We start from the raw sequence: 20,871 nt of genomic DNA, 5'->3' as shown, positions 1-20,871 counted from the left end.
TCAAATGGGAAGCCATAATGACGGAACACGAAAAATCCTCCGCCGTGGTTGAAGAGACCAGGGAGACTGTGGACACCACGTCACAGCCAGAGACGACAGACACAACCGTTGAGAAGAAAAACGGCAGCAATAAAACCAGCCTCACGCTGAGCGTGATTGCCATCGCGATTGCGCTGGCCGCAGGCGTGGGTCTCTACGGACTGGTGAAGAAACAAGGCACCAACCAGACGGCCACCAGCGACGCGCTGGTTAACCAAATCACTGCCCTACAGAAAGCGCAGGAGACGCAAAAAGCTGAGCTGGAAGGTGTGATCAAACAGCAGGCTGCCGCCCTCGCCGACGCGAACAGCAAACGTGAAGAGTTGACCAAACAGCTGAGCGAAGTGCAGGAAAAAGTCGCCACAATTTCGGGAACCGATGCCAAAACCTGGCTACTTTCACAGGCCGATTTTCTGGTGAAACTGGCCGGGCGCAAGCTCTGGAGCGATCAGGATGTCACCACCGCCGCCGCGCTGCTGAAAAGCGCCGACGCAAGCCTGGCTGATATGAACGATCCGAGCCTCATCAACGCACGCCGCGCTATTACGGAAGATATCGCCAGCCTGTCCGCGGTTTCTCAGGTCGACTACGACGGTATCATCCTTAAGGTGAATCAGCTCTCGAACCAGATTGATAACCTTCAGCTGGCCGATAACAACGACGATGACTCTCCGATGGATTCCGACGGTACCGAGCTGTCCAGTTCCCTGAGCGAATGGCGTATCAACCTGCAAAAGAGCTGGCAGAACTTTATGGACAGCTTTATTACCATTCGCCGCCGCGATGAAACTGCCGTGCCGCTGCTGGCACCGAACCAGGACGTCTATCTACGCGAAAACATTCGTTCCCGCCTGCTGGTCGCGGCGCAGGCCGTGCCGCGTCACCAGGAAGAGACCTACAAACAGGCGCTGGATAACGTTTCAACCTGGGTACGTGCTTACTACGATACCAATGATGCAACCACGACCGCGTTCCTTGAGGATATCGACAAGCTGAGCCAGCAAAACATCACCATGAACGTACCGGACAAGCTGGAAAGCCAGCCGATTCTGGAGAAGATCATGCAGACGCGCGTGCGTAACTTGCTGGCCCAGCCGGGCGTTCCGGCAGAGCGTCCGGCTGAAGCACCTGCCGCCGCGCCAGCGCCTGAAAGCGCGCCGCAAGGAGAGTAATGATGCTAAAAGTCTTCTTACTCTTCATCCTGCTGATCGCCGGGATTGTACTGGGGCCGATGCTTGCGGGTCACCAGGGTTACGTATTGATCCAGACCGATAACTACAACATCGAAACCAGCGTAACAGGGCTGGTGATTATCCTGATCCTGGGTGTGGTCGTTCTGCTGGCAGTGGAGTGGCTCCTGCGTCGTATTTTCCGTACCGGCGTACATACGCGCGGCTGGTTCGTTGGCCGTAAGCGCCGTCGCGCCCGTAAGCAGACCGAGCAGGCATTGCTGAAGCTGGCCGAAGGCGACTATCAGCAGGTTGAAAAGCTGATGTCGAAAAATGCCGACCATGCAGAACAGCCGGTTGTTAACTATCTGCTGGCCGCTGAGGCGGCGCAACAGCGAGGCGATGAGGCCCGCGCCAATCAGCATCTTGAACGCGCGTCTGAGCTCTCTACTAAGGATCCGATTCCGGTTGAGATCACCCGCGTTCGTCTGCAACTGGCGCGCAATGAAAACCATGCCGCACGTCACGGCGTTGACCGTCTGCTGGAAATTACCCCTCGTCATCCGGAAGTGCTGCGTCTTGCTGAGCAGGCATATATTCGGACCGGTGCATGGGGCTCGCTGCTGGACATTATCCCTTCCATGGCGAAAGCCGACGTGGGTGATGATGAACATCGTGATGAACTTCAGCGTCTGGCCTGGATTGGCCTGATGGATCAGGCGCGCGCCGATCTCGGCAGCGACGGCCTGAAAACCTGGTGGAAAAACCAGAGCCGCAAAACGCGCCAGCAGGTTCCTCTTCAGGTTGCGATGGCAGAACATCTGATTGAGTGTGACGACCATGACACCGCGCAGGAGATCCTCCTCGACGGTCTCAAGCGACAGTATGATGACCGCCTGGTGATGGTCATCCCGCGTCTGAAAACCAACAATCCGGAACAAATTGAAAAAGCACTGCGCCAGCAGATCAAAACCGTGGGCGATCGTCCGCTGCTGTGGAGTACGCTGGGCCAGTCTCTGATGAAACACGGCGAGTGGCAGGAGGCGAGTCTCGCCTTCCGCGCCGCGCTGAAGCAACGCCCGGACGCATTTGATTACGCCTGGCTTGCTGATTCGCTGGACAAGCAGCACAAGCCGGAAGAGGCCGCAGCTATGCGCCGTGATGGGCTGTTATTGACGTTGCAAAATAACGGAACGCAGCAGTAATTAAAAGGAGGCCAGATGGCCTCCTTTTTTTATCTCATTTCTCCTGCTACATTCTTTTAACACTCACCTGCAAACGAACCCGCCAATGTAACGATGTCTTCTCCTTAACCTTTTTTGCACACGCGCTTACCCGCGTGGAATAAACCGTTTCTGAAAGGATATCGTCATGAACTCGCTTTTATATGCGCTTTTCGAAGCGCTGCGGTGCCATCGCTGGCTCCGCCTGCTGGCCTGCGCCTTTATCTTTAGCTCCCTGGGTAATGGCTTAACTCAGGTTGTTGTTTTCGGATTATTGTTACAGTGGTCAGCCCCGTCAGCGCTGTTAACCCTCGCCTTCCTTTTTGCTACGGTGCCCAGTTTTATCGGCAGCCTGATTGGTGAAAAGCTGTGCCAGCGGTTTTCACCTCTCTACCTGTTGATGCTGACCGAATGGCTGGGCTTGCTCGCCCTGCTCTTTCCCCTTTCAGGCGCACATTACCACAGCATACCGGCGCTGCTTGCGGTGCAATCCACAGAAGCGTTGCTGAGCGGGATGAGCTGGCCTGCGTTAACGCTTCTGTTTAAACGCGGACTGCATGAGGCAGAACTGCCTGCGGCAACGTGTCTGGAAAATGTGATTTTTGCCTCCCAGGTTTTGTTAGGAACCGGGCTGGGTGTAGTGTTGTTCCAGCGCATCCCGGTCTTCGCCTTACTGGTCATCGACGCCGCCAGTTTTATGGGATCGCTGGTCATGCTATTTCTCGCAGAACGCCAGTATGTAGCGCGTCCAGCACCGTTGCCTGTCGGGGACCCTCAACCTGTGGCATTGCGCTGGCAAACTCTGACCCTTCGACAAAAACGCAGTTTGCTGATTTTGCCTGCCCTTGCTGCCGTAGGCTCGCCTGCAATGGCGTTGCTGCCAGCACTGGCGCAGCAGATCAACCCCGAGAATGCCGCTGGGCTTGCGCTGCCCTTGCTTTTTGCCAGAAGCCTGGGACAGCTTTGTGGCCCCTTGCTGCTCAGAAAAGAGAGTCTGACGCGCTTTGCAGCAAGATCGCCTTTGCTACTTAGCTGTCTTGCTCTTTTTCTGGCAGCCTATGGGTTGCTTCCGTTTTTATCCGCATGGGTCGTGCTTGCGCTGGGGATGATCTTTATCGCGCATCTGGCGTCGAATATCGTTTTTGCGGCGGGTACGTTTGGGGTACTGAGTAATTTTCAGGCTATACAGATATCCGCTGCCAGCGGTAAGGCCTGGCGCTGGCAAACGTTGAGCGCTTCCCTTTTTACGGGCCTCGCCGCAATGACGGCGACGATATTGGAAGCGGCTCAGACGCTATATGCTGTCTCTGCTATCGCACTGCTGTTGGTGGCGCTGGTCCTGGCCCATTATCGTGAATAAGGCATAAAAAAAACGCCTGCTATAAAAGCAGGCGTTAAAACAGGTCTGTAAGACAACATATTTGGTGCTTCACTCAACGTTGTGTCCATGGTGTCTGATGAGGCCGAAGCGACATCTGTCAGTGGACGATAAGCACCGTAAACGGCTCTGCGTCATTCCTGAGTTTATGAGGCCTTAAGGCGAACATAAGAGATGGAATGAGCATCTACACGCATATTATTGCATGTAATGTGCCAGGTTTACACGCAGAACTTTTACATCGCGCAACATTTTAAGATAAAAGGAAATTATGCTGTTAAGAACCGCCTGAAGCCATACAACATCGCGCTAAAGTCGGTGATCTGTCGCCACAAGGAGACAGGTTAAGAGGTAAAATAATAAATACTTAAATATTAATGGTTTATATGTCGCTGAATCGCGACAAGGATGTGGGGTGTTGTCGGGAAATGACTACAGGATAAAAAAACGCAGAAAACAAAAAACCCCGCCGAAGCGGGGTTCAAAATTGGTCGGCGAGAGAGGATTCGAACCTCCGACCCACTGGTCCCAAACCAGTTGCGCTACCAAGCTGCGCTACTCGCCGATGTACTGCTTTTTTGAATTTTTAGTTCAACTCATTAAAAGTCGTGGTGCGAGGGGGGGGACTTGAACCCCCACGTCCGTAAGAACACTAACACCTGAAGCTAGCGCGTCTACCAATTCCGCCACCTTCGCAATTCACAACTCTTTCAATAATGGGGTGGCTAATGGGATTCGAACCCACGACAACTGGAATCACAATCCAGGGCTCTACCAACTGAGCTATAGCCACCACTGTATTCTTTCACGCGGTTCTGACTACTTCTCAGACCACCGCAGCTCTAGCGCCGGGACTAAAATGGCGCGCCCGACAGGATTCGAACCTGAGACCTCTGCCTCCGGAGGGCAGCGCTCTATCCAGCTGAGCTACGGGCGCTTAGCGCCGTTGCGGGGCTGGATATTACGTACCTCCGTCCCCGCTGTCTAGTGCTTTTTTGAAAAAAATGCGCGTTTGGTTATGGTTTGCACATTTTGCCGCTTATTCCTCCACTTTATGGGCGGAGCCACGGCGACCCAGGCCAAAAAGTTTATATGCAGCTGTGACGGCAGCCAGGAAGATCATCCCGACAAACAGCGACATGCGGGTATCTTCATTAAAGTACATTCCAATTAATACGCAAATCAGGAACGCCATCGTCAAATAGTTCGCATACGGGAACAGAATGGAGCGGAACGGATGGCTGGCGATCGCTTTTTTGTGCGCCTGCCGGAAACGCAACTGGCTAATCAAAATGACAAACCACGGTACCATCCCCGGCAGCACGCTGGCGCTATAGACGTAAACAAACACGCGCTGCGGATTTGGGATGATGTAGTTCAGGCAAGAGCCAATCAGCAAAATCACAATCGACACCGCTACGCCCGCCACCGGTACACCTACGCGGGAGACTTTGCCCATCACAGCCGGCAGCTGTTTGTTTTGCGAGAGCGCGTAAAGCATACGCCCACAGCTGTACATTCCGCTGTTACAGCCGGAAAGCGCCGCCGTCAGTACCACAAAGTTGATAATGGCGGCTGCCGCCGTGATGCCAATCTTAGCGAAAGTTAAGACAAACGGGCTGCCGGTGGTGCCGATCTCGTTCCATGGGAAAATGGTCACGATAACGAAGATCGCGCCCACATAGAAAATCAGGATACGCCACAGCACCTTGCCTACCGCGCTACGCAGTGTGACCTGCGGGTTTTTCGCCTCACCGGCGGTAATGCCGATCAGCTCAACGCCCTGATAGGAGGCGACAACGATACAGAGCGCCGTCAGAAAGCCCTTCCAGCCACCCGCAAAGAAGCCGCCGTGCCCGGTCAGGTTACCGAAACCGACAGCGTGCCCGCCGTTACCGAAGCCAAAGAAGATGACACCCAGACCCACAACAATCATCACGATGATGGTGGTAACTTTGATCATCGCAAACCAGAATTCGATTTCACCGTAAAGACGAACGGCGGCAAGGTTCGCCAGCGCCACTAGCCCTACGGCAATAAGCGCGGGTATCCACTGGGCCATCTCCGGGAACCAGAACTGCACGTAGACCCCGATGGCGGTGATCTCCGAAATCCCGACGGCCATCCACATAAACCAGTACGACCAGGCCGTGAGATAACCAAAGAACGGGCTCATATACCGGTGGGCGTAAACGGCGAAAGAGCCCGTTACCGGCTCCAGGAACAGCATTTCGCCCATTGAGCGCATGATGAAGAAGACGAACAGTCCGGCAATAATATACGCCAGCAGGACGGAAGGCCCCGCCCATTTCAGCGTGCTTGCCGAGCCCATAAACAGGCCAACGCCGATAGTCCCGCCTAGCGCGATCAATTCAATATGTCGAGCTTCCAGCCCACGCTGAAGCTCCGGTTTTTTCTCTGCCATAATTCCTCGGTTGTGTTTGCTGTTTCCCGACTTATTGCCGGGTATTGTTTTTGAGGGGTACTGAAATACGGAGCGAATGGTTTCTTAAATTCTGGCAAATGGCAAACAATGCATTAAAAAAATGAATGCATTGCACAGAAATTCAGCAGCTTTGCAGGGGGCGTTGCAGCGCGAACAGCAGATCGCGCTGCATATTGATTACATTTTCCCGGTGTAGTGCCAGGCGAGGTAGCGCAGAAGACGAATCTGTCGTTTGATACGCGTCGGTTGAGAGAGCAGGCGGTAGAGCCACTCCAGCCCCAGGTTTTGCCAGACTTTGGGCGCACGCTTAACGTGGCCGGTAAAGACGTCGTAGGTGCCGCCGACGCCCATATAGAGCGCATCCGGGCTGACCAGACGGCAATCGCGCATCAGAATTTCCTGCCGCGGCGACCCCATGGCGACAGTGACAATTTTCGCCCCGCTGTCGCGCACGCGCTCATATAACGCCTGGCGATCTTCCGGCCTGAAATAGCCATCCTGACTGCCCACGATGTTAACATTCCACTGGTTACGCAGCTTTTGTTCGGTCTGCGCCAGCACCTCTGGCTTGCCGCCGATCAAAAATACCGGTGTGCCTTCAGCGCCTGCGCGTTCCATAAGCCGCTCCCAAAGGTCAGCTCCCGCCACGCGAGACACATTAGCGTCTGGAAACTTTTTACGAATTGAACGCACCACGCTAATACCGTCTGCGTATTTAAACTCCGCGGCTTCAATCAGGCTTTTCACTTCCGCATTATCTTCAACCGCCAGCATTTTTTCTGCGTTGATGGCCACAAGCGTGCCCGATTTCATCTGCCCGTCCGCGAACAGGAAATCCAGCGCGTGCTGCATGTCTCGCCAGCCAATCAGCTGTAGCCCGCGCAGCGCATAACGCGGGGCTGAAGTTGTATCCGTCATGATAATCCCTACTCAGACTTGCGACAGCGTTGTGCTGTCCTGTGGCTCACGTCTGTGCACAAGCCCTGCACTGTCAAACAACCAGTACAGCAGTTTTGCCAGCAGCAGACAGAGTCCGAAAACGACCATAAAGAACACCACGCGTGAGACGAATGAATCCAGCCCCTCGCGCGCCAGAACGATCATATTGAAAATGGCACCGAAACAGAAACTGTGCAAAACAGCGGCTTTGTAGCGGTTGGTCTCTTCGTTACCCAGCGTATATAGCCAGTCGAACCATTTTATTATCAGCCCGACCGCGATCGCGCCCGGCAGGATAAACCACGTTCCGCCCATCACTACCAGCGAGCCAATCAGGGTTGGGGAAATCGCCAGGCCCGAATGGTTGTTCAGCACTTCCCAGGTAAAGTAGTTCGCCGTGTTCAGGACAATACCGGGACGGTCGGGCCACAGCCACGTCGGTATAAAGACATAGAAATCGCGAACAATCGGCGCCAGCCCCTGGAATTCGATTTTGTCGTAGTTTTGCAGCAGTAAAGCCAGGTTTTCCCACGGCGAGAAGGTATCGCGCGTCAGATACAGGAAGGTATAAAACGCTTCGTCGCCGGCCACGTTCAGTCCGTAGCGCTTCAGCGCCAGCCAGAACATCCCCACAATGCCAAAGACGCCTGCCGCCGCCAGCATCCACAGCGAGATCCAGCCGCGAATAATGCCGATAAACAGGAAAATCGCGAAGGCGATAATGATGTTGGCGCGGGTGCCGCCGACGATCATGTAGGTCAGAATGCCAAATGCGACGGTGCTGACCAGGAAGAACAGCCAGGCTTTGCTGTCCTGACGCAGGAAAAAGACCACCAGCATCGCCGGAATGAAGAAATAGAAGAAACGCTTGAGCGCGACACCAGAGACTTCGGCGGAGAAAATCTGGCTATAGGACTGCAACTTAAACAGTAAAAAGCCGTTATGCATGAAGAAAATCGCCACGCTGACGAGGGCGATGGTCATCAGCATAACCCACGTCAGATGGGTTTCTACCCGGTTCATGGTAAACAGCGGACGACGGGGTGCGGTGTCTTTCGCCGCGCGCAGGCGCGTTTTATAGGTGACGTAATACACCGCGTAGAAGCAGGTCGCAGAGAGCAGTGCCTGCAACAAGATTTCCGGCGGAGCGACGCCAACATCAAAGCGGAACACGAGGATGCTGGTCAGCGGGAAGCCAAAGAAAAAGGTCAGCAAAAACAGCAGCGAGAAGAAAACGTTGAAGTTAAAACGTACGCGCCGGAACTCAAACCAGGTGAGCGTGGCGATAAACAGCGTGCTCAGCAGCCAGACCACCAGCAAGCCGCTAAATTGCAACTGGCTCATGCGTTGTCTCCTGAAGCAATACGCAGCGCGTGGTGCCACGGCGTGAGGTAGTTCGGGCTGAAAAAGTCGATGCTATTTTTATCCACCAGCGTGAGCTGACGCTGCGCTTCCCGTACTACCTCGACATTAAGCGTGTCAGAGGTAAACAGCACCGGAATATGCTGTTCGGCCATGTCCTGCCAGAACGGGTTTTCGCGGTTGAGCACGCACGGTACGCCCGCCTGAATCAGCAGACACAGCGTACCAATCCCCTGCTGACGGGCAAAGATGAAATAGCCCAGATCGCATTTTCGCAGGAGCGCGAGATAGTCATCAAATTCCAGCTTATCGTTGAGAATGTGCAGATTTTCCGCGCTAAACAGCGCAAGCCCCTGCTGGCGAACGTCATTGATGTAGGCGTCGTTATTGGCGGGATAGCCCATCGGCACCACTACGTTCACCGTATCGCCAAACTGCTGATGCACCGCCCGCAGCGCCGCGACATGCTCGTTACTGCGATCGCCGGAATTTCCCACCAGGATGGTCAGTTTGCCCTCACGAACCGCGTCATTCGCCAGGGTGTTCAGCGCAGGATCCATACGGGTCGGAAAATAGAGCAGCTCCCCGCGAACCTTCGGGTGCTGTTTAGCAAAATAGTTGAGATCGCCACGGGTAGCAAAAACGCAGCCCACGCGCGCCTGCGCCAGACGACGCAGCGGATAGAAAAGACGGAATTTCCAGCCACGGGAGACTTCGTAGAGATCCGCTCCCCAGATATGCCAGCTGAACTGGGAAGGTTTTATCCCGCCGCTTAACAGCGCCAGCCACAGGCCAGTATTGAACTGTCCGTGGAAGAAGAAACGCTGGCTTCGGTCCGCTTTAGCTTTCGCGACAACGGCTTTGGTCAGCGCCGCTTTGTCTGGCCAGAAGGTGATGTGCAATGCCGGACACGCCGCGCTCAGACCGTTATCGCGTCCAACGACCATAAACTCGCGCGCATCGGGCGTGCCGGATGCCAGTTCATCATTGAAGAAACGTAGAACGGTCTGGTTGTGATGCGGGATATCCGATCCCAGTATGTGTATCAGTGCAGTCATGCGCGTTTACGCCAAAGTAAAAATACGCCGCAACAGGCAGCGAAATAAACGATATAAGTTGCCATATAGGCCTGAGCCGCCCCCAGCGCACCGTGGGTGGGGATCAGCCAGTGAGAAAATGCCGTCAGCAGCGCAAACTGGCCGATCTCTGCCAGGATATACAACCGCAGCGAAGCCTTCGCAATCACCAGATAGCCGAAAACGTATGCCCCCACTTTCAGCACATCGCCGACCAGTTGCCAGGCAAACAGATCGCGCATGGCGGTAAACTTCGCCGAAAACAGCAGCCAGATGGCGAAATCACGCAGTAACCAGACGGTAAAGCTGGCGATCGCAACCGCCGGCAACACAAAACGCAGGGAGCGAAAAATCTCGCGGGTAATATCCTGCCTGGAAGTCAGGCGCGATAAGGTTGGCAGCAAATAGACGCTAAAGGAAGCCGTAATAAATTGGAGGTAAGCATCTGAAATACTGCTCACGCCCTGCCAGATCCCCACTTCATCCCAGCTGTAATGCGCTGCCAGCAGGTTTCGCATCATCACGTAGGCAACGGGAAGCGTTACCGAAGTGATGAGCGCCATCAGGGTAAACTTACCGAGCTGCCCCGCCAGTATCTTGTCCCACTGCGGTTTCAGGTAACTCAGCGGGACATTGCCTCTGCGCATCAGCATAAACGCAGCCGGAATGACAACGAGCGCAGGCACCAGCGCCAGCCCCAGCAGCGCGCCTTCATAGCCGCCCAGCCGATAGCAAAAGTAGTAGGCGATAACGCCGATGATGCTGCCGAGGATCAGCGCCAGCGCATTCCCGGCGGCATCACGGAAGCCTTTCATCAGCGCCAGCAGCAGGTTTGCCCAGGCGATCCCCATCTGAACGAGCGCCACCAGGCGCACCAGCCCCTGATAATGCGTGTGTCCGAACAGCCCCTGGCTGATGGGTGCCGCCGCCAGCAAAAAGACGACGGCCAGCAACGTAGAGAAGCCCAGCACCATAGCCGAGGAGGTGCCCACCACCGTGCGGAGCTTTTCGGCATCGTCATGATGCTGCGCGACGTATTTGGTGACGCCATTGAATATCCCGGCTCCCGCCAGCACGCCAAGCACCGTGACCAGCTGGCGGAAGTTCCCTGCCAGCCCAACGCCTGACGGACCAAATGAGACGGCCAGCAGCTTGACGACCAGTAACCCGGCGCCAATTTTTACTAGCGTGGACGCTGCCGTCCACACCGACGCTTTTGCCAGAGACATATCAGGCGAAATAACTCAGAAGCGAATTGATCACCGTACGCTGGTTCACCGGCGCGAGGTTGTAGAACAGGGGCAGGCGGAGCAGACGTTCGCTCTCTTTGGTGGTGTAGCGGTCTTCACCGGCAAACATCCCGAAGGCTTCGCCAGCCGGGCTGGAGTGCAGCGGAATATAGTGGAATACCGCCATAATTTCCGCCTCTTTCAGCCAGGCAATCAGCTTGCTGCGATCGTCGTTATCGCGCAGCTTGATGTAGAACATGTGAGCGTTGTGGATACAGTCTGCCGGAATAGTCGGCAGTTCAATACGTCCGGCTTTTGCCAGCGGCTCCAGCGCGTCGTAGTAGGTTTGCCACAGGGAGAGGCGTTGCAGATTGATTCGCTCTGCCGCTTCCAGCTGCGCCCAGAGATACGCGGCCTGCAAATCCGCCATCAGGTAGCTTGAGCCGATATCGCGCCAGGTGTACTTATCCACCTGACCGCGGAAGAACTGGCTGCGGTTGGTCCCTTTTTCACGGATCACTTCCGCACGCTCCACCAGGGCACGATCGTTAATCAGCGTCGCGCCGCCTTCGCCGCCTGCGGTGTAGTTTTTGGTTTCGTGGAAGCTAAAGCAGCCGATATGACCGATGGTGCCCAGCGCGCGCCCTTTGTAGGTGGACATCACGCCCTGCGCGGCGTCTTCCACCACAAACAGGTTGTGCTTTTTGGCGATGGCCATGATGGTGTCCATCTCACAGGCCACGCCCGCGTAATGCACCGGCACAATCGCCCGCGTTTTGTCAGTGATCGCCGCTTCAATCAGCGTTTCGTCGATGTTCATGGTATCCGGACGGATATCCACAAACACGATTTTCGCCCCGCGCAGGACAAACGCGTTCGCCGTGGAGACGAAGGTGTAGCTCGGCATGATCACTTCATCGCCAGGCTGGATATCCAGCAGCAGCGCCGCCATCTCGAGCGATGCGGTACAGGACGGCGTCAGCAGCACCTTGGCACTGTGAAAACGTTGCTCCATCCACTGCTGGCAGCGGCGGGTAAAACCGCCGTCGCCACAGAGCTTGCCGCTGCCCATAGCCGACTGCATGTAATCAAGTTCAGTGCCCACAACGGGAGGCGCGTTAAATGGAATCATCTTGTCACCTGTATAACCAGTAGGCGGTGGCGTCGATGCTGGCACCACTCGCAATATAACGTTTAAGCGCAGCGGTGTTGCCCATCTGGGTTGCGACCCGCAGCGTCGATACCTGTTGTTGCTCCGCCCAGTGCAGCGCCGCCTGCATGAGTTTCTCGCCCATGCCGCGCCCGGCTAACAGTCCGATGCGCGCCTCGTGCTCGGTGAGCCTGCGAAGCGAAACAAAACCCTGAATCTGTCCCCCGTCAGTACGGAACACCAGACATACGTGGTCAAACGTGCCTTTGACCGCATTCTCTATCCACTGAGCATAAAAGCGACCGCTGTCATCGGGCGCATACCAGGGCGCCCGGAAACGGCTCTGAGCGAAGGCCAGCGCCGCCATCTTGCGCAGCGTGGGGATATCCTGCTCCGTTGCAATTTCCGCGCCCGGTGAGGCGTAGCGAGCCACGGTAACAGAGAGATCAACCTCGCCCTCGACCAGCCGGAATCCGTGCTGCTGGAGGGCGTCCAGCAGATCGGCGCGGTCCGCCGGGATCTTAGCCTGTACGCGCTGCCAGGCGCTGAAGTCTGCATCCTGCAACGCAGGGGCATTGTCGCGCAGACGCACTATCGCTGAGGGACGCGCAAAAAATGCGCTTTCCCACTCAAGAGACTCCAGCACGCCGTTGAGGATACTCAACGCCACACGCCTTTGGTATCAACAACATACTGCTGACATACGGCATCACCGGAAACCGCTTTAAACGCATTGTGATCCACCAGCAGCACCAGCACATCCGCCGTCGCCAGCGCGTCATCCAGGGCGGTAAGGGTGCAGTGACCGGCAAGTTTTGCCGGCAACGCATGAATATTCGGCTCAACCACCAGCGTTTCACCGCTGTGCCAGGCAGCGATCATTTCGGCAATTTCCATCGCCGGGCTTTCGCGCAGATCGTCAATATTCGGTTTGAATGCCAGACCAAAGCAGGCAATTTTCAGCTCACTGGCGCGTTTGCCGCTGTCGGCCAGGCAATCCGCGACCGTGGCTTTGACCTGGTTGATAACCCAGTGCGGTTTATGGTCGTTTACTTCGCGCGCGGTGCGAATCAGGCGTGCCTGTTCCGGATTTTGCGCCACGATAAACCACGGATCGACCGCGATGCAGTGCCCACCCACGCCCGGCCCCGGCTGAAGGATGTTCACGCGGGGGTGACGGTTGGCAAGGCGAATAAGTTCCCAGACGTTAATCCCCTGATCGGCGCAAATCAACGACAGTTCATTCGCAAACGCGATGTTAACGTCGCGGAAACTGTTTTCGGTCAGTTTGCACATCTCGGCGGTGCGGGAGTTGGTCACCACACATTCGCCTTCAAGGAAAATTTTATACAGCTCGCTGGCGCGCGCGGAGCAGACTGGCGTCATGCCGCCAATCACGCGGTCATTTTTAATCAGTTCCACCATCACCTGGCCTGGCAGTACGCGCTCAGGGCAGTAGGCGATATTGATATCGGCCTGGTCGCCCACCTGCTGGGGGAAGCTAAGATCGGGACGCGCCTCGGCCAGCCACTGTGCCATCTGCTCGGTTGCCCCAACAGGTGAAGTGGACTCAAGGATAACCAGCGCCCCTTTCTTCAGCACAGGCGCAATGGATTTTGCCGCCGCCTCGACGTAAACCATGTCAGGCTCATGATCGCCTTTAAAGGGCGTTGGAACCGCAATCAGGTACGCATCGGCTTCTACCGGCGTGGTGCTGGCGCGCAGGAAGCCACCGTCCACCGCCTTTTTCACCACGCGATCGAGATCGGGCTCCACGATATGAATTTCGCCACGGTTGATGGTTTCCACCGCGTGCGCGTTGATATCTACGCCAACGACCTGCTTTTGACGAGAGGCAAAGGCCGCCGCAGTAGGCAGCCCGATATAGCCAAGACCAACAACAGAGATGGTAGTAAAACTCATAGCGTTACCCGATTGTGTTTAAGTGCGTGCAAAATACGACCACAAGCCTGCCCGTCACCGTACGGATTGTGGGCCCGGCTCATCGCCTGATACTCTTCATCGTCATGCAGTAAGCGCGTGACCTCTTCGACAATACGACGCGGATCCGTTCCCACCAGACGCACGGTACCGGCAGTAACCGCTTCCGGGCGTTCGGTGGTTTCACGCATCACCAGTACCGGCTTACCGAGGGAGGGCGCCTCTTCCTGAATGCCGCCAGAATCGGTCAGGATCAGCCAGGCGTGGTTCATCAGCCAGACAAATGGCAGATAGTCCTGCGGCTCGATCAGGAGCACGTTTTCCACGTGACCCAGGATACGGTTGACCGGTTCGCTGACGTTCGGGTTGAGGTGCACCGGATAGACAATCTGCACATCCTCGTTCTGCGCGGCGATTTCAGCCAGCGCGTGGCAGATTTGCTCAAAGCCACGGCCAAAGCTTTCGCGGCGGTGGCCCGTCACCAGAATCGTTTTCTTGCCGTTGTTCAGGAACGGATAGCGCGCAGCAAGTTCTGCCTGAAGCTCGCTGTTAGCCAGCACGCGGTCACGCACCCAAATCAGCGCATCAATGACCGTATTGCCGGTGACGAAGATCTTGCTGTCGCTGATATTTTCGCGCAGCAGGTTTTGGCGTGAGTTCTCGGTTGGCGCAAAATGGTACATCGCCAGGTGACCGGTGAGCGTACGGTTGGCCTCTTCCGGCCACGGGGAATAGAGATTGCCGGTACGCAGACCCGCTTCAATATGACCAACGGGGATACGCTGATAGAACGCGGCCAGGCTGGTTGCCACGGTAGTGGTGGTGTCGCCGTGCACCAGCACTACATCCGGCCTGAACGACTCCAGAATAGGCTTTAATTCTTGCAGAATACGGCAGGTGATTTCCGTCAGTCCCTGTCCCGGTTTCATTATATTGAGATCGTAATCCGGGACGATAGAAAAGAGGGTTAAGACCTGATCGAGCATCTCACGGTGCTGGGCAGTCACGCACACTTTCGCTTCAATATCAGGATCTCTGGCCAGCGCATGAACCAGAGGCGCCATCTTGATGGCCTCCGGCCTGGTGCCAAATACGGTTAGTACTTTCACATCGATTCTCTTCGATTAGACGATGAAGGTCACAGCCTTCATCGTAGACGGCGTTCTTAGTTTGTGCGGCGACGCAATAACGCTACGCCAGCGCCAGTCAGTGCGCCCACAATCCCCCACATGATCATCAGGAATGCGCGACGCGGACTATCGCGTTTTACAGGCTCTTCAGGCGTTCTTAAATAACGATAGGTCTGAAAACGCGGGTCCAGCGTTGGACCGACGTTGAGCGTATTGAGCATGGCGCGATTTTGGTCGTAATCAAGGTCAAAGTCAGGGCCAACGGCCTGGATATTTTCCAGACGAGCCTGAAGCATTGGGCGACCAAGAAGGAACATTTCTGAATCCGGGAGTTCGTCCGCCGGAACATCCGTTTCGCTACGGGAAATATTGTGCTGTTCCGCAATCTTCAGCGCCTGCTCAAGATTATGCACGCGACGGGCGAAGATGGCCTTAGCGACCTCTTCCTGACGTTTGACCTGCGCTTTCATCTGGATAGTGCGCGCAGCCCAGGCGCCTTTTAGCTCGTCATTCAAATGACTGGCCGCGCGCTGGCTGGCAAAAGCAACGTACTGACGCAACAGGTTATTGGCGTCCGGCGCCGTTTCCGCAATCAGCTTCACGCTGTCGCTAACGTTACGAAGCACATCGCCAGGCATAAACTGAATGTTATTAATCAGATCATCCAGCAGCGCGGCATCCGCTTTGCTGTTACCGACCATGCGCTGCTTGTAGTAGTCCGTCTGGGACCAGAAATCGCGACGTGTATCCCACGACGCCAGCTGCATCACAAACTCTTTGTAGGATTCATCCATCACCGAGGCCTGATCCGGGGTCGCCAGATTGGCCTTGATATCAAGATTACGCAGGAATTGCTGCTGGGAGTAGTAGCCTCCAAGCATATTCACCGTTGGTCGGTCTGTGATCGCCGTGGCGCTCCACTCTTGTTTTGCAAAGAAGGTGTAAGCAAGCGCTAACAGCGCGAACCCCAGGGCAATCCCTACAATCCACAGTTTGCCCTGCCATAACACGCGAAACAAACCACGAATATCCAGCTCGTTCTCAGTGCCCACTGATTTCGCTCCCGCCAACGGTTGAGTCATCATAGTCCCGGTTTTACTTAGTTAATGTTGTGTTTTTGCCACTGTTCCGACGCATCCTGCGTTTTAAACGTTTAATAAAACGCGCGACTTTCCATGCACGCTTGATGCAGTAACCGTACATGAAAAATGCTAGCAAGAATAATACCAACATTACCCATTCAGGAATGAAATGTGCGTATTCCGCGGCAACGCCAATCGCAGCCAGAATAGCAGCCGCAAGCGTAATCAACACAAATGCCTGACGAGACGTGAAGCCGGCGCGCATAATCAGGTGGTGAATATGCTGCCGATCGGGAGAAAACGGGCTCATCCCTTTACGCAGACGGCGGTACATAATAGCGACCATGTCCATCAGCGGGATGGCGATAATCCAGAGGGCCGTTACCGGGCTGATAGGGTGCGTTTTACCCTGCGTGGTTTCCAGCAGGACCCAGATAACCGTAAAGCCAATCAGGGTACTGCCCGCATCGCCCATAAAGACTTTATAGCGACGCCCTAACACACCCAGGTTCAGGCAGATGTATGGCAGGATGGCGGCAATCATAGCAAAGCACCACATTGACAGGCTGTACTGGCCGTCAAACCATAAGATGATGCCGATCGCGCCAAACGAAACAGAGGACAGCCCACCAAGCAGACCGTCGATACCGTCAACCATGTTAAAGGCGTTGATAGCCGCCCACACGGCAAACAGCGTCAGGAAGAAGCCGAATGGCCCAAGCACCAGCTCCCAGGGACCAAACACGTAGCCCAGGCTTCTGAGATAGAGGCCGCCTACCACCATCATAATGATGCCAATGGCCGCCTGTACCGTCGCGCGGAACTTCACGCTGATATCAAAACGATCATCAAGGGCGCCGACCAGTACCAGCACACCGGCACATGCCAGATAGAGTGCGGCATGGGGGATATAATAATCCGCGATCCCGAATGTGAAACAGATGCCTGCGTATACCGAAATGCCGCCCACCAGCGGAATAAGCCCCTGATGACGTTTACGGAAGTTCGGTTTGTCCACTAACCCAATTCTTTTTGCTACCTTGCGCGCAATGAACAAAAAACAGGTTGTGAATAAAAAAATACTGATCAGCTCAGTTACTGCAGTGAGTAGATTCACAATGGATTGCTCTCAACAAATGTTAGTCCCGGAAGTATAACCATGAAGCCACTGCCTCAGAAGGATTAAAGATGGCTTCTCACAACTCTCTTTGTATGTTTTTCAATCAATTATTTCTTTGACTGTGCAAACATTCTTATTGTCGCACCGACAGGTCAAAATTGGGAGTGTGTGGTAATAGCGTATAGTCCATAAATAAAAAACGCCACGTAAAAACGTGGCGTTTACTGGGATTATTTGCGTTACGAGCGTTTCATCATGTCGAAGAAATCGTCGTTCGTTTTGGTCATCGCCAGTTTGTTGATGAGGAATTCCATTGCGTCGATTTCGCCCATTGGATGGATGATTTTGCGCAGGATCCACATTTTCTGAAGCTCTTCCTGAGTGGTAAGCAGCTCTTCTTTACGGGTACCGGAACGGTTGTAGTCGATCGCCGGGAAGACGCGTTTTTCTGCGATTTTACGAGAAAGGTGCAGTTCCATGTTGCCTGTACCTTTGAACTCTTCGTAGATAACTTCGTCCATTTTGGAGCCGGTATCGATCAGCGCCGTCGCGATAATGGTCAGGCTACCGCCCTCTTCCACGTTACGCGCCGCACCGAAGAAACGCTTCGGACGATGCAGGGCGTTGGCATCCACACCACCGGTCAGTACTTTACCGGAAGCCGGCACCACGGTGTTGTAGGCACGCGCCAGACGGGTGATGGAGTCGAGCAGGATGATCACATCTTTCTTGTGCTCAACCAGGCGTTTCGCCTTCTCGATAACCATTTCCGCAACCTGAACGTGGCGGGAAGCAGGCTCGTCGAAGGTAGACGCAACCACTTCCCCTTTCACCAGACGCTGCATCTCGGTCACTTCTTCCGGACGTTCGTCAATCAGCAGCACCATCAGCACACAGTCTGGGTGGTTGTAAGCAATGCTCTGCGCGATGTTTTGCAGCAGCATGGTTTTACCGGCTTTTGGCGGCGCTACAATCAGACCACGCTGGCCACGACCAATTGGCGATGCCAGATCCAGCACACGCGCGGTTAAGTCTTCAGTAGACCCGTTACCACGCTCCATGCGCAGGCGAGAGTTCGCGTGCAGCGGCGTTAAGTTCTCGAACAGGATCTTATTGCGGGAGTTTTCCGGTTTGTCGTAGTTAACTTCGTTAACCTTCAACAGCGCAAAGTAGCGTTCACCCTCTTTTGGAGGACGAATCTTACCTGAAATGGTGTCACCAGTGCGGAGGTTGAAACGGCGGATTTGGCTAGGGGATACGTAGATGTCGTCAGGGCCGGCGAGGTAGGAGCTGTCTGCGGAGCGGAGGAAACCAAATCCGTCTTGCAGTATCTCCAGCACACCGTCGCCAAAGATATCTTCGCCACTCTTAGCGTGCTGCTTCAGGATGGCGAAAATGATGTCCTGCTTGCGCATACGAGCCTGGTTTTCCAGTCCCATATTTTCGCCGAGAGTGATCAGCTCAGAAACCGGCGTATTCTTTAATTCGGTAAGATTCATAATGGTGTGGGTTCTTAAACTCGGGGTGATTCTCGAACTTAATGTTGTGAATGGTATGGCAGGGTCATCCATGCCTGTTTAGCGGCCATCACCTCATGTCTGTTCGCTGTCTGGTCACAGGGAAAGAACGCAGAACTGAAACGACAAGACGGATTGAGTGACAAGCCCGGAATCTAGCAACTTCACGCACTGTTTATGTTAACAACGGGAAGTATCGGGTAAAACAAGATTCAAACAACAAGATATGTTTAAAACGTAGTCATAGCTAACTTAGCACGACTAAAGCCGGGCGTCCAGATCTCGCCGTTAATTAGGCGCTCTGGACGCTCAGCTGAGAAACCTTACGCCAGGTTAGCGTCCAGGAACTCTTTCAGTTGACCTTTGGACAGTGCGCCCACTTTGGTCGCTGCCACGTCACCGTTCTTGAACAGCAGCAGGGTCGGGATGCCACGGATACCGTATTTTGGCGCGGTGCCCGGGTTCTGGTCGATGTTCAGCTTGGCAACGGTCAGTTTGCCCTGATATTCGTCAGCGATTTCATCCAGAATCGGAGCGATCATTTTGCAAGGACCACACCATTCAGCCCAGAAATCAACGAGGATCAGCCCGTCAGCTTTAAGTACGTCCGTGTCAAAACTGTCGTCAGTCAGGTGAATAATTTTATCGCTCATATATAACTCCACAGGAATAAGCCTGGTACGTTGGTTTTGTCTCCACCAACGACGTGTTGATGTCGCATTAACCAACTAAAGGTTGACTTTATTTCACCGGATACGCTTTCGTAAAGCAATAGTAAGCTGATATTCTACCACACTATGAGCAAAACACATTTAACAGAACAGAAGTTTTCCGACTTCGCCCTGCACCCAAAGGTGATCGAAGCCCTTGAAACTAAAGGGTTTCATAACTGCACGCCCATTCAGGCTCTCGCCCTGCCGCTGACGCTGGCCGGTCGCGATGTTGCAGGGCAGGCGCAAACCGGTACTGGCAAAACGATGGCGTTTTTAACGTCAACGTTTCATTATTTACTTTCTCACCCAGCGATTGCAGACCGCAAAGTTAACCAGCCGCGCGCGCTAATTATGGCCCCGACGCGAGAACTGGCGGTACAGATCCACGCAGACGCTGAGCCCCTGGCGCAAGCCACCGGCCTGAAACTTGGCCTGGCCTATGGCGGCGACGGCTACGATAAACAGCTGAAAGTGCTGGAAAGCGGCGTCGATATCCTGATTGGGACCACCGGCCGTCTTATCGACTACGCCAAACAGAACCATATCAACCTCGGCGCAATCCAGGTCGTGGTGCTGGATGAAGCAGACCGCATGTACGATCTGGGCTTCATTAAAGACATCCGCTGGCTGTTCCGCCGTATGCCTGCGGCAAACCAGCGTCTGAACATGCTGTTCTCCGCAACCCTGTCATACCGCGTACGTGAACTCGCATTCGAGCAGATGAACAACGCGGAATATGTGGAAGTAGAACCGGAGCAGAAAACCGGGCACCGCATTAAAGAAGAGCTTTTTTATCCTTCTAATGAAGAGAAAATGCGCCTGTTGCAAACCCTGATCGAAGAAGAGTGGCCGGATCGCGCGATTATCTTCGCGAACACCAAACACCGCTGTGAAGATATCTGGGGACACCTGGCGGCAGATGGTCACCGTGTGGGTCTGCTGACCGGCGACGTGGCGCAGAAAAAACGCCTGCGCATTCTCGACGAATTTACTCGTGGCGACCTTGATATTCTGGTCGCGACCGACGTGGCGGCCCGTGGCCTGCACATTCCAGCCGTGACGCACGTCTTTAACTATGACCTGCCAGATGACTGTGAAGACTATGTACACCGTATCGGTCGTACTGGTCGTGCAGGCGCAAGCGGTCACTCCATCAGCCTTGCGTGTGAAGAGTATGCGCTGAACCTTCCGGCCATTGAGACCTACATCGGTCACTCTATTCCACAGAGCAAATACAATCCGGAAGCGCTGTTAAGCGAGTTGCCGCCACCTAAGCGCCTTACACGTCCACGCTCCGGCAATGGCCCGCGTCGTTCCGGCGGTGCACCGCGTAATCGTCGTCGTTCAGGTTAAGAAA

General features: G+C 54.8%; 17 protein-coding genes and 4 tRNA genes. 4 read left to right on the top strand and 17 right to left on the bottom strand.

The features are described 5' to 3' along the window. Nucleotides 1–17: 17 nt before the first annotated feature. The 3 genes from hemX (at nucleotide 18) to BFV63_RS00885 (ending at nucleotide 3,791) form a co-directional block, all read left to right on the top strand. Nucleotides 18–1,211, top strand: a complete 1,194-nt coding sequence (gene hemX, locus BFV63_RS00895; RefSeq protein ID WP_006812379.1) for a uroporphyrinogen-III C-methyltransferase — start codon at nucleotides 18–20, stop codon at nucleotides 1,209–1,211. A gap of 2 nt (nucleotides 1,212–1,213) precedes the next feature. Then, nucleotides 1,214–2,413, top strand: coding sequence for a protoheme IX biogenesis protein HemY (hemY, locus tag BFV63_RS00890; protein WP_026080629.1), 1,200 nt, complete (start codon nucleotides 1,214–1,216; stop codon nucleotides 2,411–2,413). Nucleotides 2,414–2,579: 166 nt separating this feature from the next. After that, nucleotides 2,580–3,791: an MFS transporter gene (locus tag BFV63_RS00885; RefSeq protein ID WP_048241561.1), complete on the top strand. Its 1,212-nt coding sequence runs from the start codon at nucleotides 2,580–2,582 to the stop codon at nucleotides 3,789–3,791. A 506-nt stretch (nucleotides 3,792–4,297) separates the two neighbouring features. On the opposite strand, the gene BFV63_RS00880 is transcribed toward BFV63_RS00885, so the two are convergent. The 17 genes from BFV63_RS00880 to trxA form a co-directional block, all read right to left on the bottom strand. Continuing rightward, nucleotides 4,298–4,374: transfer RNA gene (locus tag BFV63_RS00880), tRNA-Pro, on the bottom strand. 44 nt (nucleotides 4,375–4,418) lie between these two features. Further along, nucleotides 4,419–4,505, bottom strand: a tRNA-Leu gene (locus tag BFV63_RS00875). A gap of 21 nt (nucleotides 4,506–4,526) precedes the next feature. Next, a tRNA-His gene (locus tag BFV63_RS00870) sits at nucleotides 4,527–4,602 on the bottom strand. A 67-nt stretch (nucleotides 4,603–4,669) separates the two neighbouring features. Then, a tRNA-Arg gene (locus tag BFV63_RS00865) sits at nucleotides 4,670–4,746 on the bottom strand. A 102-nt stretch (nucleotides 4,747–4,848) separates the two neighbouring features. Then, a complete protein-coding gene (gene thrP, locus BFV63_RS00860; RefSeq protein WP_023315180.1) occupies nucleotides 4,849–6,234 on the bottom strand; it encodes a bifunctional threonine/serine APC transporter ThrP in 1,386 nt (461 codons plus the stop codon). Nucleotides 6,235–6,432: 198 nt separating this feature from the next. After that, complete coding sequence (wecG, locus tag BFV63_RS00855) at nucleotides 6,433–7,173, bottom strand: lipopolysaccharide N-acetylmannosaminouronosyltransferase (protein WP_022646653.1); 741 nt, start codon at nucleotides 7,171–7,173, stop codon at nucleotides 6,433–6,435. A gap of 12 nt (nucleotides 7,174–7,185) precedes the next feature. After that, the gene (gene wzyE / locus BFV63_RS00850; RefSeq protein ID WP_048241562.1) at nucleotides 7,186–8,538 is read right to left on the bottom strand and encodes an ECA oligosaccharide polymerase; all 1,353 of its coding nucleotides are present in this window, start codon (nucleotides 8,536–8,538) and stop codon (nucleotides 7,186–7,188) included. Then, nucleotides 8,535–9,614, bottom strand: coding sequence for a TDP-N-acetylfucosamine:lipid II N-acetylfucosaminyltransferase (locus BFV63_RS00845; protein ID WP_032608216.1), 1,080 nt, complete (start codon nucleotides 9,612–9,614; stop codon nucleotides 8,535–8,537). The genes wzyE and BFV63_RS00845 overlap by 4 nt, the downstream gene beginning before the upstream one ends. Continuing rightward, nucleotides 9,611–10,861 (bottom strand): lipid III flippase WzxE, encoded by a 1,251-nt coding sequence (wzxE, locus tag BFV63_RS00840; protein ID WP_003860821.1) that lies wholly within the window; start codon nucleotides 10,859–10,861, stop codon nucleotides 9,611–9,613. The genes BFV63_RS00845 and wzxE overlap by 4 nt, the downstream gene beginning before the upstream one ends. 1 nt (nucleotide 10,862) lies before the next feature. Next, nucleotides 10,863–11,993: a dTDP-4-amino-4,6-dideoxygalactose transaminase gene (gene rffA / locus BFV63_RS00835; protein WP_032608214.1), complete on the bottom strand. Its 1,131-nt coding sequence runs from the start codon at nucleotides 11,991–11,993 to the stop codon at nucleotides 10,863–10,865. Nucleotides 11,994–11,997: 4 nt separating this feature from the next. Continuing rightward, on the bottom strand, nucleotides 11,998–12,675 hold the full coding sequence (rffC, locus tag BFV63_RS00830; RefSeq protein WP_022650165.1) for a dTDP-4-amino-4,6-dideoxy-D-galactose acyltransferase: 678 nt from the start codon (nucleotides 12,673–12,675) through the stop codon (nucleotides 11,998–12,000). Further along, complete coding sequence (gene wecC, locus BFV63_RS00825; RefSeq protein WP_048209856.1) at nucleotides 12,672–13,934, bottom strand: UDP-N-acetyl-D-mannosamine dehydrogenase; 1,263 nt, start codon at nucleotides 13,932–13,934, stop codon at nucleotides 12,672–12,674. Before wecC ends, rffC begins: the two co-directional genes overlap by 4 nt. Continuing rightward, nucleotides 13,931–15,061, bottom strand: coding sequence for a non-hydrolyzing UDP-N-acetylglucosamine 2-epimerase (wecB, locus tag BFV63_RS00820; RefSeq protein ID WP_032608211.1), 1,131 nt, complete (start codon nucleotides 15,059–15,061; stop codon nucleotides 13,931–13,933). The genes wecC and wecB overlap by 4 nt, the downstream gene beginning before the upstream one ends. 56 nt (nucleotides 15,062–15,117) lie before the next feature. Beyond that, on the bottom strand, nucleotides 15,118–16,164 hold the full coding sequence (wzzE, locus tag BFV63_RS00815; RefSeq protein ID WP_017383601.1) for an ECA polysaccharide chain length modulation protein: 1,047 nt from the start codon (nucleotides 16,162–16,164) through the stop codon (nucleotides 15,118–15,120). 13 nt (nucleotides 16,165–16,177) lie between these two features. Then, complete coding sequence (gene wecA / locus BFV63_RS00810; protein WP_001050933.1) at nucleotides 16,178–17,281, bottom strand: UDP-N-acetylglucosamine--undecaprenyl-phosphate N-acetylglucosaminephosphotransferase; 1,104 nt, start codon at nucleotides 17,279–17,281, stop codon at nucleotides 16,178–16,180. Between the two features lie 242 nt (nucleotides 17,282–17,523). Beyond that, nucleotides 17,524–18,783, bottom strand: coding sequence for a transcription termination factor Rho (rho, locus tag BFV63_RS00805; RefSeq protein ID WP_001054528.1), 1,260 nt, complete (start codon nucleotides 18,781–18,783; stop codon nucleotides 17,524–17,526). 341 nt (nucleotides 18,784–19,124) lie between these two features. Continuing rightward, complete coding sequence (gene trxA, locus BFV63_RS00800; RefSeq protein WP_006812392.1) at nucleotides 19,125–19,454, bottom strand: thioredoxin TrxA; 330 nt, start codon at nucleotides 19,452–19,454, stop codon at nucleotides 19,125–19,127. 144 nt (nucleotides 19,455–19,598) lie between these two features. Between trxA and rhlB the strand changes: the two genes are divergently transcribed. Next, entirely contained in the window at nucleotides 19,599–20,867 is a 1,269-nt protein-coding gene (gene rhlB, locus BFV63_RS00795; RefSeq protein WP_003860827.1) for an ATP-dependent RNA helicase RhlB, read from the top strand. Nucleotides 20,868–20,871: the final 4 nt, after the last annotated feature.

It is taken from the genome of Enterobacter hormaechei subsp. xiangfangensis (assembly GCF_001729785.1).
GTDB classification, from domain to species: Bacteria; Pseudomonadota; Gammaproteobacteria; order Enterobacterales; family Enterobacteriaceae; genus Enterobacter; species Enterobacter hormaechei_C.
Note: the sequence above shows the minus strand (reverse complement) of the source record. Positions and strands in the feature narration are given on the sequence as shown.